Here is a 12,320-nt window from a genome sequence, read left to right as displayed (position 1 = left end):
TGCTCACGGCCACCGGTCCGGCCACAGGTCGTCCCAGGCCTCCTGGGCGCCGTCGACCGCGTCCCCGACACCGTCGCGGACCCCCTCGTAGGTGTCGACCACGCCGTCGCGCACGCCCTCGTAGGTGTCGACCACCCCGTCGCGCACGCCCTCGTAGGTGTCGACCACCCCGTCGCGGACCCCCTCGTAGGTCTCGACGATCGGCTCGACGACGTGGTGCTGCACCTCCTCGCCCGCCCAGTCGTAGAGGTAGTCGTGCGCCTCCTGGGTGCGGCCGCCGGTGTCGGCGACGTCGTCGGAGTTGCCCGAGACGACGTCTGCCATGTTGGCCAGCGCGGGGTTGCCGTCGTCGAAGTAGTTGACGTGGTTCTGCATGAAGCCGGTGTCGACCAGACCGCCCGGACCGTGGAACTCCTGTCCGTTGTCGACGCCGAACACGTGGGCGCCGAAGTCGCTCTGCGCGGGGTCCTGACCGAGCCCGAGGCTGTCGTCCCACGATCCGCCGAACAGCCCGTCCTCGCCACCGAGCCACGTGACCGGGTCGTTGTCAGCCGCCCCGACGAAGACCTGGCCCGCCGGCATGTTGAGGTCGGACGCGTGGTGGACGCCCTCGCTGGCGCCGGGGCTGCCGATCAGGACGAGCGAGTCCGCGTCCATCCCGTGGGCGGCGGCGGACGCCGACGTGGTGGAGCCGTAGCTGTGGCCGATGACGGTCAGGTGCGGCTGGTCGCCGCCGGCGTGGGTGCTGTTGAGCCCGTCGACGAACTGCGAGAGCGCCAGGCCGCCGGCCTGCGCGTTGGCCTCGGTCACGGTGTGTCCGACGTCGCCCGCGGAGTCGCCGAGGTCCCAGGGCCACATCGACTCGGGATTGAAGTTGGGGGAGTCGTAGCCGATCCACGCGATGGTGGACACCGATCCGGCGCGCGGCGGGTCCTCCGAGAGCATGCTGTTGACGGTCTCCTCGTAGAGGTTGAGCGCCTGCGAGCCGTTCTCGTCGATGTAGGTGCCGTCCTGCATGATGCCCGGCACGTAGACGGCGGTGTGGTCGGCGGTGTCCGGGTCGCCGTAGGCGACGGCGGCGATGCCGTCGCCGCCGAAGGCGTGCGGCTGGTAGGCCATCACGAACGCGTCGACGTCGAGACCGGCCCACTTCGGGTCGTCCGCCTGCTGCAGCGCCTTCTCGATGGATTGGGCGTTCTCCAGCCACCGCTGCTCGCTGGCGCTGAGGTCGTCACCCGCGGCCTGCCGGGCGAGGAGGTACTCGATGTCGCGCTGCACCGCCGAGGTGTTGGCCTCGTGGCGGTCGCGCGTGGGGATCCCGTTGGTGTTGCCGACGAGGTCGGGGTCGGAGATGAGCAGCGCGTTGCGCTCGGCCTCGCTCAGCCCGGTCCACCAGGAGTGCACCGCGTCCGTGTCGGTGCCGAGGCGGCGCAGCTCGGCCGCAAGCGCGGCCGTGTCGGCGCGTGAGGGGTCCGCCGCGGCGGCCACGCCCTCGGCGAGCTGGTCGACCGCGGCCAGGGCGCGCACGCACGCCTGCTCGTCGCTGTCCACGCGGTCGCGCCACGCCTGGAGGTCTTGGTGGTAGCGTTCGAAACGCTGCCTCACCTCGGCCGCATCGGCCTGCAGCGCCTCGACCTGGTCCTCGGTGGCGTTCTCGATGCGGGCCAGCAGCGCCTCGCGGTCGTCGTTGAGCCGCTGGCGCCGGTCCATCAGCTCGGCGTGCTCGGTGCGGCGCTGCCGCATGGCGGACAGGAAGGTGTCGATGGCCAGGGCACCGCGCTCGAGCGCGGCGCTCACCGCGTCGGTGTCGGTGCCGAACCGGGTCACCGCGTGCGAGGCGGCCTCGGCCGCGTCGCCGCTGAAGTCGGCGGGCGCGCCGTTGGCGCGCGCCCAGTCGGCGACGTCGCTGACCCCGGTGGCCGCGGCGCGTACGTCGGTGAGCACGGCGCTGGAGGACTCCTGCACCTCGAGCTCGGGCTCGCGCGGGAGCCAGGCGGGGACGGCGATCGTCGTCACGGTCCCACCGCCGTGACGGGCGGGGTGTCCCGGTCCTCCCACAGCAGGAGGTCCTGGGTCGCGCGAACGCTGGCCTGGTCGGTGACGAGCAGGTCGTACATCGTCTGGGCCAGGGCGTCCGCGTGGCCGGAGGCACGCTCGCGCAAGGCCAGGACGCGCTGCTCCCACGTGGTCAGGAACGCGTCGGCGGCACCCTGGACGGCGTCGCCGAGCAGCGCCGGATCGGCCTGCGCGAGGTTCTTGCGGGGCCCGTCGAGCGCCTCGGCCTGCTCCTCCCAGGCGTCGCGTGCCTTGGCGAGCGTGGCGGTCCACATCTGCAGCGTCATGACGCGACCTCCTGGGCGGCCCGGACCTTGGCGGTCCGGAGGGTGAGGACCAGGGAGTCGGGACGCACGGTGGCTGCGGCGTCGAGGCCGCCGCGCCGGCGGCCCACCAGCCGGGGCCGGTCGCCGGGGACGGGTCGCGCCTGCCACCCGAGACCCACCAGGGCGTGTCCGGTCGCTCGGAGCAGCGCGATGTTGCCGCCCTCGGGCAGCGGGCCGACCACTGCGGTGCACTCGTACCAGGTGAGGCCCCACTCGTCGGTGTGCCAGCGGGACCCGCGCACGGTCTCGGCGGGGGCCGGGTCGGCGACCCGCGCGAGCAGGTCGTCGAGGGACCGTTCGAGGGTGGTCGCCAGCGCCTCGCGCTGGGGCAGCGTCAGCTCCGCCGCCGCAGGGACGGGCGCGGGCTGGGGCAGGACGACGACGTCGACCTCGGGATGCCGCTCGCGCAGCACCCGCAGCATCGGGTCGGCCATCGCCGGGTCGGCCCTGGACGGGTCAGGAGGAGGCGCGTCGCTCGGAGGGGGCGTCATGGCCTTCTTCTTCCGCGGCCGACGCCGCCTCAAACCCGTCCGGGGCGACTGTGGACAGTCGGGCGGGCACTCAGCGCGGCGACACCCGCAGCACCCGGTCGCCGGTGCCGTTGTCGGTGGTCACCAGGAGGTCGCCGTCGGCGGCCGACGTGATCGAGCGCAGCCGCCCGAACCGCTGGAGGCGCGCGGGTCGGGTGACGGAGACGAGCCCGCCGGCGTCATCGAAGCGGAGGAAGAGCACCTCGGAGCCCTTGAGCGCGGCGACCGCCAACGTGCCCTCCAGCGAGCCCCACTGCCGGCCGGTGACCCAGGCAGCGCCCGAGGTGGCGACGGTGGGCTCGCCCGATGACCAGGCGGCCTCCTGCTGCGCGCCCGGCAGCGACTGGTCCGTCATCGGGACCGACTCGTCGTAGCCGGGCACCGGGTTCCACCCGTAGTCGCCGCCGGGCACGAGCAGGTTGACCTCGTCGTCGCGGAAGCTGCCGTGCTCGACCGACCACAGCGACCCGTCCGCGCGCTGGGCCAGGCCCTGCACGTTGCGGTGGCCGTAGGTCCACACGAGGCGGCGGTCGGTGTCGGCGCCGGCCCAGGGGTTGTCCGGCATCGGTGCGCCCGTACGCCGGTGCACGCGGAGCACCTTGCCGGCCAGGGAGTCGAGGTCGCGCGGGTTGGTGCCGACCGCGGCGTCTCCGGTGCCCACGAGGAGCCCGTCGCCCTCACGCTCGAGCAGCAGCCGGCAGCCGCCGTGGCGACCCGAGGTGGCGGGGATGCCGGTGACCACCACCTGGCGCTGCGCGAGCCGGCGCCAGCGCCGGTCGACCCGCCAGCGCGTGACCCGGACCTCGGGGCCGGCGCCGGTGCGGGCGCCGTGGCAGGCCCACAGCGTCCGGGACGCGGGATCGACCGCCAAGGACAGCAGGCCCGTCTCACCGGACACCCACACCCTGCCGGCCAGGCGGGCGAGCGTGCGGCGCCTGCCGTCGCGCACGACGCTCACCCGGGCGCGGTCGCGCTCGGACACGACCAGCCGGCCGCCCGGCGCCTGCTGGACGTCCCACGCGTGCTGCAGCCCGCGGGCCAGGGTCCGCACCCGCAGGGCGGGGGCGCGGGCCGCAGTGGTGGAGGCCGCCTGCGGCGCGCCGGCCCGGGCCGGTCCCTCGGCTGCGGAGGGGGCTGAGCCGGCGATCGGGCCGGCGAGCAGCGCGGTGAGCAGTCCGGCGACGGAGACCGACAGCGAGGTGCTGCGAGGAGTGGGGCGCACGGTGAGGACGCTACGCGCCCGCCTCGGCGTTGGGAACGCGTCCGCCGGCGATCCCCTGCCGAGCCGGAGGCGCGCCCGGGAGAGGTCGCCCCAACCATTTCGGGGTCGCGGGGGGTTGAGTAGGCACCACACCTGAGAGGGGCACCGGTGGACGAGCAGGGCTTCACCGACTGGGCGGTCGGGCGGCAACGCCAGCTGCTGCGCTCGGCGTACCTGCTCACCGGTGACGTGCACCGCGCCGAGGACCTCGTGCAGGAGGCGCTGACCAAGGTCGCGCTCCGGTGGTCCAGGCTCGCGGCGGGCAACCCGACGGCGTACGCGCTGCGCATCATCGCCCGCGACAACATCAGCTGGTGGCGCCGCCGCCGGGACGTGCCGACGGCCGTGCTCCACGACGACGGCGCCGCGAGCGACGAGCCGGAGATCGCGCTGGTCGTACGTCGCGCGCTCGGGCGGCTCAGCCCGGGCCAGCGCGCGGTGCTCGTGCTGCGGCACTTCGAGGACCTGACCGAGCGGGAGACCGCCGAGGTGCTGGGTGTGTCGGTCGGCACGGTCAAGAGCCAGAACGCGGCTGCCCTGAGCCGCCTCCGCACCGGGGCGCCCGAGCTCCTCAGCCTCATCGGGAGGACCTCGTGAACGAGCTCCACCAGGCGCTGCAGCGCGCCACCGAGCACCTTCCCGCCCCGCACCTGGCTCAGCGCGCCCTCGCCTCGGCGCACCGGACGAGGCTCCGACGAGCGGCGGTGGGCGCGCTCGCGGCAGTCGTGGTGCTGGGTGGGGGCGTGACGTGGGCCGTGCAGGACCGGGTGCCGCGCGCCGACGTCGTGGACACGGCGCCCCCGAACCCCACCGCCACGGCGACTCCGTCACTGCCGGACACCGACCCGGCGACGCAGCCGATCTGGGACCCGTTCACGGTGGTCGACGCGCCTCGCGTCGCGAGCGTCCTGCCCGCCCGGGTCGATCCGCCGCCCGACCCGCCGGGACTCTCGACGCAGCCCCTGCCCGACGTCGCCCTGGCCTGGCCGGAGGAGGGTGTCGACCTGCGCGTCCTCGGGACGAACGGGGAGTGGCGCCGCGTGGAGGGCACGGCGCACGCGATCCGCGGGACGTTCTACGACGTCGTCGTCCCGGTGATCACCCCCGAGGGCGACCGGGTGGCGATGTCGACCGACGCCGGCGTCCTGGTGGTGGACGTGACGACAGGTGCACAGCAGGTGCTGCCGTGGCCGCCGGAGCTGGTCGGGCCTTTCGACGGACGGCCCAGGCTCCTGTGGCTGCCGGATGACGAGGGCTTCCTCGTGCTGCACTTCGAGCAACCCTGGCTGATGGACTTCGACGGGGGCGCCCGCCCGGCGCCGTACGGCGGGAGGCACAGCAGCGGACTGATGGTCGACCCCGACACCGGCACCGTCCGCGAGCGACGCTGGCCCAACGGCACGATCCGGACCTGGGACGGCGACGAGGTCGCCTCGACCGTCCGCATCGCCGGCTACGGCGAGCGGTTCGTGACCCGGTTCTCGCGGGTGGCCTACGTCGGCAACCCCGGCCCCAACAGGGGAGTGATGAAGAGCGGACCGGTCGTGGTCGACCTCGCCGACGCACGGATCGCGGCGTTCGCCCCCATCCGCGACCCGGACGGGGTCTACAGCGACAACGTGAACCTCACACCGCTCGGCTTCCTCGACGAAACCACTGTGGTGCTGCTCGTGTCGCCGATGGACTACCGGACGATGGGGGTGGACGACGGCGAGACTCACCTGGCGACGTGGGACTCGGCCACCGGCGACTTCGGACTCCTCGCGACCGGGGACTCCCGGATGCGCACGGTCGCCGTCGCTCCCGACCTGCTGCTGGACTGACCGCCCGGAGGGAGGCGCACAGCCACAGGTCGCGATCCCTAGAGTGACGCCGTGGACTTCTACTCGGCCTACGCCCAAGGATTCGCCCGCATCGCGGCCTGCACCCTGCCGGTGCACCTCGCCGATCCGGCGGCCAACGCCGCGGCCGTGATCGAGCAGGCGCGCGCCTGCCACGACGACGGCGTCGCCGTGGCGGTGTTCCCCGAGCTCGGCCTCACCGGCTACTCCGTCGACGACCTGTTCCTGCAGGACACGCTCCTGGCCGGTGTCGACGAGGCGATCGCGGAGATCGTCGCGGCGAGCGCCGACCTGATGACCGCGCTGGTCGTCGGCGCCCCGATCGCGCAGGGCAACCGGGTCTACAACTGCGCCGTGGTGGTGCACCGGGGGTCGATCCTCGGCGTGGCGCCGAAGTCGTACCTGCCCAACTACCGCGAGTTCTACGAGCGTCGCTGGTTCGCGCCGGGGGACGACCGGGAGCTCGAGTGGGCGACCGTGGCCGGGCAGGAGGTGCGGTTCGGTCCGGACCTCATCTTCCGCTGCCTCGACGTCCCGGGCCTCGACATGCACGTCGAGGTCTGCGAGGACCTGTGGGTGCCGGTGCCGCCGAGCGCCGAGGCCGCCCTCGCCGGGGCGACCGTGCTCGTCAACCTCAGCGGCTCCCCGATCACGGTCGCGAGGGCCGAGGACCGCCGGTTGCTGGTCCGCAGCGCCAGCTCGCGGTGCGCGGCGGCGTACGTCTATGCGGCGGCCGGCCAGGGGGAGTCGACGACCGACCTGAGCTGGGACGGCCAGACGATGGTGTACGAGTGCGGCCGGCTGCTCGGCGAGAGCGAGCGGTTCCCCGACGGTCCGCGCCGCACCGTCGTCGACGTCGACCTCGACCTCGTGCGACAGGAGCGGCTGCGCCAGGTGACCTTCGACGACAACCGCCGCACCCACGCCGAGCGCGTGCAGCGCTTCCGCACCGTCGAGTGGGAGCTGGACCCGCCGGCAGGCGACATCGGGCTGATGCGCAAGGTCGACCGCTACCCGTTCGTGCCCGACGACCCCGAGCGGCTCGAGCTCGACTGCTACGAGGCCTACAACATCCAGGTCTCCGGCCTCGAGCAGCGGCTCAACGCGATCGGCTCGCCCAAGGCGGTCATCGGGGTCAGCGGCGGACTCGACTCCACCCACGCGCTGATCGTGGCGTGCAAGGCGATGGACCGGCTCGGCCGCCCGCGCAGCGACGTCCTCGGCTTCACCATGCCCGGCTTCGCCACCGGCGCGACCACCAAGGGCTACGCCACCCGGCTCTCGCAGGCCCTCGGGATCACCTTCGAGGAGCTCGACATCCGCCCGGCCGCCGAGCAGATGCTGCGCGACCTCGGGCATCCCTACGGACGCGGCGAGAAGGTCTACGACATCACCTTCGAGAACGTCCAGGCCGGCCTGCGCTACGACTACCTCTTCCGCCTCGCCAACCAGCGCGGCGGCATCGTGGTGGGGACTGGTGACCTCTCCGAGCTCGCGCTCGGCTGGTGCACGTACGGCGTCGGCGACCAGATGTCGCACTACACGGTCAACGCCGGCGTTCCCAAGACACTCGTGCAGCACCTGATCCGCTGGGTCATCGGCAACGGCGAGTTCGACGAGCCGGTCAACGAGGTGCTGCGCGAGATCCTCCAGCAGGAGATCACCCCGGAGCTGATCCCGACCGAGGAGGGTACGAAGCCGCAGGCGACCGAGGACTCGGTCGGTCCCTACAACCTGCAGGACTTCACCCTCGCGCTCGTCGTGCGGCACGGCTTCCGTCCCCGCAAGATCGCGTTCCTGGCCTGGCACGCGTGGAAGGACATCGACGAGGGCGAGTGGCCCCCGGGCTTCCCGGAGGACGCGCGGGTGGCGTACGGGCTGGAGGACATCCGGACCTGGCTGCAGGTGTTCGTGAAGCGGTTCTTCGCCAACCAGTTCAAGCGCTCGGCGCTGCCCAACGGCCCCAAGGTCAGTCCGAGCGGCACCATGAGCCCGCGCGGCGACTGGCGGATGCCCAGCGACGCCAAGGGCACCGCCTGGCTGGCGGAGATCGAGCGGGACGTGCCGGTCTCCTGACGCGACCGCCGCGGCCTTTGCCGGCCCTTAGCGCTCGGCTGCAGCGCGGTTAGCGGCGTTGCGGCGAGCCTCGTGGTCGAGACGCCACCTCGGCGTCGGACGACGAGGAGGAACAGTGCAGAAGAAGGCAGTCATCGGCAGCGTCGCCGCCGTCGCGGTCCTGGCCGGCGCAGGCACCTGGTACGCCGTGGACCGCTCGGTGGAGGAGCAGACGACCGAGCGCGGGACGTGCGGGGGCGCCACGTGGGAGCTCAGCGCGGAGGCGGAGGACGGCGGCACCGAGGTCAGCGCCGAGCTGCAGTCGGCCGGCCCCGGCGAGACCTGGGACGTGGAGCTGACCCGCGGCGACAGCACGCTGCTGACGGGGACCCGCACCACCGACGAGGACGGCGAGATCGACGTCGACGCCCACGCCTCCGGCAATCCCGGCGACGCGACGTACGCCGTCACCTTCACCCCGGCCGAGGGCGAGCCCTGCTCCGCCACGCTCGGCTCCTGACCCCACTTCCGTAGGAGACATCGCATGAACACCACCATGAGCAAGACCGTCGCCGCCACCGCCCTGCTCGCGACCGTCGGCGGCAGCGCCGTCCTGGTCGCCGGACCCGCCGCCGCCGACGTGGACCGCGCCGGGACGTGCGCCGGCGCGACGTACGAGCTGGGCGTCGACCGTGAGCGCCGCGGCTTCGACGTCGACGCCGACCTCGACGGGGCCCGTCCCGGCAGCGAGTGGCGGGTCACGCTGCGCCACGACGGCGCGCTCGCGGCCTCGCGGGTCCTGCGTGCCGACGCCGAGGGCGAGCTCGACCTCAGCACGTGGCGGCGCGACACCGCCGGCAGCGACACGTTCCGGCTGACGGTGACGCCCGAGACCGGCCGTGCCTGCTCGGTGAAGGTCACCGTGCGCTGAGCGACGCAGGGGAGCCCGGGTCAGGCCGTCCGCAACGTCACGGCGACCCGGGCTCCGCCCATGTCCGAGCCGCCCGTGACGAGTGTGCCGCCCGAGTCAGCCGCCGTCCGGGCAGCGATGGAGAGCCCCAGCCCGGTCGAGCCGGCTCCGCTCTCGCCCCGGCCGGTCGCGTCCAGGTCGGCGGGGAGGCCGGGGCCGGCGTCCTCCACCACGAGCTCGACGTGGTCGTCGTCGGCGGTCAGCGTGACGCGTACGCCGGCCTCGTCGGGCGTGTGGGAGAAGACGTTGTCGAGCAGCACGTCGACCAGCGCCTCCAGGTCGGCCCGGCTGGCACGCAGCAGCGGTCCTCGCGGGGCGAGGTCGGTGTCCCAGGGACGGCCCTGGTCCTCCGCGAGCGGCTCCCAGTGGCGGACCCGGTCGGTGATGACGGCGACCGCGTCGGTGCGCGGGTCGAGCCCCTCGCGCTCGGAGCGCCGCGCCTCGCGGACGATCTGGTCCACCGTGGCCTGGAGGGCGTCGAGGTCGGACCCGAGCCGCTCGCGCAGGGCGGGGTCCGCGACGGTCTCCACGCGCAGCCGCAGCGCCGTCACCGGGGTGCGCAGGCGGTGGGAGAGGTCGGCGACGTGCTCCCGCTCGCGGGCCAGCAGCAGCTGGATGCGACCGACGAGCCGGTCGACGGCGCCGGCCAGCTCCTGCACCTCGGGCGGGCCCTCCAACGTCGCCACGGACGCGATGGCGCCGGGGCGGCCCAGCGCCTGCGTGTGCTCGGCGAGCCGGCGGATCGGCTGCACGAACGAGCGGCCCAGGCGGTCGACGACCACGAGCGAGCCCGCGAGCAGCGCGAGCGCCAGCAGCGCGAGCAGGCCCCAGGCGAGCCCGACGACCGAGTCCAGGCCGGGTTCCTCGACGACGACCCGGATGACCGGGGTCTGCGACGGCAGGGCGGAGTTCCCGCCCCGGGAGACCGGCACGAGCACCTGTGAGCCGCCAGGCACGTCGTCCACGCGTGCTCGACCCGTGTTGCGCGCGTCGAGCACCTTGTCGTCCTGGCCCGGGTCGGGTCCGACCTCCGTGCCGTCGGGGTACAGCACGGTGATCCGGCTGTGCGCGTCGGCGTCGTTCAGCCGGTCGAGGTAGACCGCCACCGAGCCCTTGTCGTCGTGGCGTGTCACCACGGTCTCGACGGCCTGCACCTCCAGCGAGGCTCGGGCCAGCCGGTCCTCGAGCGCATAGCTGCGGACCAGGATGGCCATCGGCACCAGCATGGCGAGGAGCACCATCGAGATCGCCGCGGCGGCGGTGACCAGCAGGCTCCGGCGCACGTCAGCCGTCCCCGTCGGAGGTGAGGTCGTCGGGCGCCGCGAGCCGTACGCCGACGCCGCGGACGGTGGTGAGGTAGCGAGGAGCGGCGGCCGTCTCGCCCAGCTTGCGGCGCAGCCACGACAGGTGGACGTCGACGGTCTTGTCCGAGCCGCCCCACGGCTGGCGCCACACCTCGACCAGCAGGTCGCGCTTGGTGACCACCTCGCCGGGTCGCTCGGCGAGGTGGGCGAGCAGGTCGAACTCGCGCGGGGTCAGGTCCACCTCGCGCCCGTCGAGATGGACCCGGCGGCCCGCCAGGTCGACCGCAAGGCCGCCGACCGTCAGGGTGCTCGGACGCCGGCGGCCGTGCTCGACCCGCCGCAGCACCGCGCGGACGCGCGCGTCGAGCTGGGCGCTGGTGAAGGGCTTCACGACGTAGTCGTCGGCGCCGGCGTCGAGCGCGCCGACCAGCGACGGGTCGTCGGCACGGGCGCTGGCGATGATCACCGGCACCGCGCTGACCGCGCGCAGCATGGACAGCACCTGCGTGCCGTCGACGTCCGGCAGCCCGAGGTCGAGCACCACCAGGTCGGGCGTGGAGTCGACAGCCAGCTGAAGGCCGGCCATGCCCGTGGGTGCCGAGGTCACGGTGTGGCCGCACTCGCGCAGGCCGCGCACCAGCAAGGGCCGGATCCGGTCGTCGTCCTCGATGATCAGCACCTGCGCCACGCCGTGACCGTACCTTCCGGGCGACGCCGCACCGTCACCGTTAGCCGTGCCTTAACCACGCCCTGTCGTCGCGCTGACCCGGCGCCGGGCACGATGGGCGGGTGCGACGTCGGATGCTGCTCGTGGGCCTGTGGGCTGCCACCACGGCCGTCGCCGTCATGGCCGGCGTCTTCGCCGTCTCGACCGTGGGCGCCACGATCCGCGACCGCGGTCCGGTGGGCGACGAGGTGCTCCGCGGCGACGTCGTGGACGCGTCGGTCCCCTCGCCGACGGGCCCGCGGGTGCGCGACGAGGTCGCCGGGGAGTGGGGGGCGTTCGTGGTGGAGTGTCGTGACACCTGGGCGTACGGCGTCGGCGTGCGACCCGACCGGCCGGGCGGGTGGCGGGTCGTCAGCTGGGAGAAGGGACCCGACGACGACGTCGACGCCGTCTTCAGCGACGGGCGGAACTCGGTGGACCTCGAGGTCTTCTGCAACCGCGGCCGACCGACCCTGGCGGAGGTGGAGCGGAACACGTTGGGCGACGACTGAGAAGTCGTTGCAACCCGCGGACGGTGGTTCGCGTCCAGAGGGGGACAGAACACACCACAGGAGACACCATGAACAACCGAACCACCGTCCTCGTGAGCGCCGTCGCCAGCGCCCTGCTCGCCACCGTGCTCGCGCCCATGGGCGCGGCGGGCGCGGCCTTCACCGAGGAGCGCGCCGCCGAGCAGCGCACCCGCCTGACGTTCACCGTCGAGGACTGCGAGGGCTGCGAGATCCAGCTCGTCAACGCCCGGGGCACCCTGGACGCCGACGTGGTGCACGTGTGGGAGTCCCGCACCCGTGAGGTCGAGGACGGGAAGGTCACCTTCCGCGTGCCGACCAAGCGCACCTGGGGGATGTCCGTCACGGTGCGCGCGCCGTGGGAGGGCCACACCGGCTACGTCACCACCGTCGCCTGGCGCTACAACGGCGAGCGCGTGGGCGACCCCGTCACCCTCGAGGAGGCGGTGACGAAGAAGAAGGCCTCCGCCTGCTGGGAGGGCGTCCGACGCCGCGCGGTCACCGTCCCGCTCGTCGTCGAGGAGGTCGAGGTGGACGGCGTGCACGGGAAGGTGCCCGGCAGCATCGCGTTCGTGCCGACCACCGAGAGCTGGGTCGGGCCGATGCGCGAGGTCTGGGACGGCGTCCTCGGCTCCCAGGACGTCAACGTCTGCCGCTGACCGCGCGCCCGTCTCCGAGACGCGCAGGCTGCCGCGCGACTACCCGCCCTTCCCGGGGCCGACCGGCTCGACGCTGACCACCC

13 protein-coding genes are annotated in these 12,320 nt (G+C 73.7%); 7 read left to right on the top strand and 6 right to left on the bottom strand.

Annotation, left to right across the window (positions count from 1 at the left end; all coding sequences use genetic code 11):
- Window positions 1–3 precede the first annotated feature (3 nt).
- The 4 genes from J3P41_RS19375 to J3P41_RS16920 all read right to left on the bottom strand — a co-directional run bounded on the left by J3P41_RS19375 (window position 4) and on the right by J3P41_RS16920 (window position 4,133).
- Window positions 4–2,016, bottom strand: a complete 2,013-nt coding sequence (locus J3P41_RS19375) for an alpha/beta hydrolase (RefSeq protein WP_210651703.1) — start codon at window positions 2,014–2,016, stop codon at window positions 4–6.
- The gene (locus tag J3P41_RS16930; protein ID WP_210651701.1) at window positions 2,013–2,342 is read right to left on the bottom strand and encodes a hypothetical protein; all 330 of its coding nucleotides are present in this window, start codon (window positions 2,340–2,342) and stop codon (window positions 2,013–2,015) included. Before J3P41_RS16930 ends, J3P41_RS19375 begins: the two co-directional genes overlap by 4 nt.
- Entirely contained in the window at window positions 2,339–2,872 is a 534-nt protein-coding gene (locus tag J3P41_RS16925) for a hypothetical protein (RefSeq protein WP_210651694.1), read from the bottom strand. Before J3P41_RS16925 ends, J3P41_RS16930 begins: the two co-directional genes overlap by 4 nt.
- Before the next feature lie 70 nt (window positions 2,873–2,942).
- Window positions 2,943–4,133, bottom strand: coding sequence for a sorbosone dehydrogenase family protein (locus tag J3P41_RS16920; RefSeq protein WP_210651693.1), 1,191 nt, complete (start codon window positions 4,131–4,133; stop codon window positions 2,943–2,945).
- A 147-nt stretch (window positions 4,134–4,280) separates the two neighbouring features.
- On the opposite strand from J3P41_RS16920, the gene J3P41_RS16915 reads away from it, so the two are divergent.
- The 5 genes from J3P41_RS16915 to J3P41_RS16895 all read left to right on the top strand — a co-directional run bounded on the left by J3P41_RS16915 (window position 4,281) and on the right by J3P41_RS16895 (window position 8,999).
- On the top strand, window positions 4,281–4,769 hold the full coding sequence (locus J3P41_RS16915) for a SigE family RNA polymerase sigma factor (RefSeq protein ID WP_210651690.1): 489 nt from the start codon (window positions 4,281–4,283) through the stop codon (window positions 4,767–4,769).
- The gene (locus J3P41_RS16910) at window positions 4,766–5,995 is read left to right on the top strand and encodes a hypothetical protein (RefSeq protein WP_210651687.1); all 1,230 of its coding nucleotides are present in this window, start codon (window positions 4,766–4,768) and stop codon (window positions 5,993–5,995) included. The genes J3P41_RS16915 and J3P41_RS16910 overlap by 4 nt, the downstream gene beginning before the upstream one ends.
- A 51-nt stretch (window positions 5,996–6,046) precedes the next feature.
- Complete coding sequence (locus J3P41_RS16905; protein WP_210651685.1) at window positions 6,047–8,089, top strand: NAD(+) synthase; 2,043 nt, start codon at window positions 6,047–6,049, stop codon at window positions 8,087–8,089.
- 115 nt (window positions 8,090–8,204) lie between these two features.
- Window positions 8,205–8,588, top strand: coding sequence for a hypothetical protein (locus J3P41_RS16900; RefSeq protein WP_210651684.1), 384 nt, complete (start codon window positions 8,205–8,207; stop codon window positions 8,586–8,588).
- Window positions 8,589–8,612: 24 nt separating this feature from the next.
- Window positions 8,613–8,999, top strand: a complete 387-nt coding sequence (locus J3P41_RS16895; protein WP_210651683.1) for a hypothetical protein — start codon at window positions 8,613–8,615, stop codon at window positions 8,997–8,999.
- A gap of 20 nt (window positions 9,000–9,019) precedes the next feature.
- On the opposite strand, the gene J3P41_RS16890 is transcribed toward J3P41_RS16895, so the two are convergent.
- Together J3P41_RS16890 and J3P41_RS16885 are read right to left on the bottom strand one after the other, a co-directional pair.
- Window positions 9,020–10,321 (bottom strand): HAMP domain-containing sensor histidine kinase, encoded by a 1,302-nt coding sequence (locus J3P41_RS16890; RefSeq protein WP_210651682.1) that lies wholly within the window; start codon window positions 10,319–10,321, stop codon window positions 9,020–9,022.
- Between the two features lies 1 nt (window position 10,322).
- Window positions 10,323–11,030: a response regulator transcription factor gene (locus tag J3P41_RS16885; RefSeq protein ID WP_210651680.1), complete on the bottom strand. Its 708-nt coding sequence runs from the start codon at window positions 11,028–11,030 to the stop codon at window positions 10,323–10,325.
- Between the two features lie 101 nt (window positions 11,031–11,131).
- On the opposite strand from J3P41_RS16885, the gene J3P41_RS16880 reads away from it, so the two are divergent.
- Both J3P41_RS16880 and J3P41_RS16875 read left to right on the top strand, forming a co-directional pair.
- Window positions 11,132–11,560, top strand: a complete 429-nt coding sequence (locus tag J3P41_RS16880) for a hypothetical protein (protein WP_210651679.1) — start codon at window positions 11,132–11,134, stop codon at window positions 11,558–11,560.
- A gap of 68 nt (window positions 11,561–11,628) precedes the next feature.
- Window positions 11,629–12,237, top strand: a complete 609-nt coding sequence (locus tag J3P41_RS16875; RefSeq protein ID WP_210651678.1) for a hypothetical protein — start codon at window positions 11,629–11,631, stop codon at window positions 12,235–12,237.
- Window positions 12,238–12,320 lie beyond the last annotated feature (83 nt).

Source organism: Nocardioides sp. SYSU D00065 (genome assembly GCF_017916425.1).
Taxonomy (GTDB): domain Bacteria; phylum Actinomycetota; class Actinomycetes; order Propionibacteriales; family Nocardioidaceae; genus Nocardioides.
The sequence above is the reverse complement of the archived record's forward strand: the minus strand, read 5'-3'. Positions and strand labels throughout refer to the sequence as shown.

What these genes read in the sequence shown, in the direction of transcription:
- J3P41_RS16875 (WP_210651678.1), top strand. Translation starts at nt 11,629, where the DNA reads ATGAACAACCGAACCACCGTCCTCGTGAGCGCCGTCGCCAGCGCCCTG.
- J3P41_RS16895 (WP_210651683.1), top strand. Translation starts at nt 8,613, where the DNA reads ATGAACACCACCATGAGCAAGACCGTCGCCGCCACCGCCCTGCTCGCG.
- J3P41_RS16925 (WP_210651694.1), bottom strand. Translation starts at nt 2,872, where the DNA reads ATGACGCCCCCTCCGAGCGACGCGCCTCCTCCTGACCCGTCCAGGGCC.
- J3P41_RS16930 (WP_210651701.1), bottom strand. Translation starts at nt 2,342, where the DNA reads ATGACGCTGCAGATGTGGACCGCCACGCTCGCCAAGGCACGCGACGCC.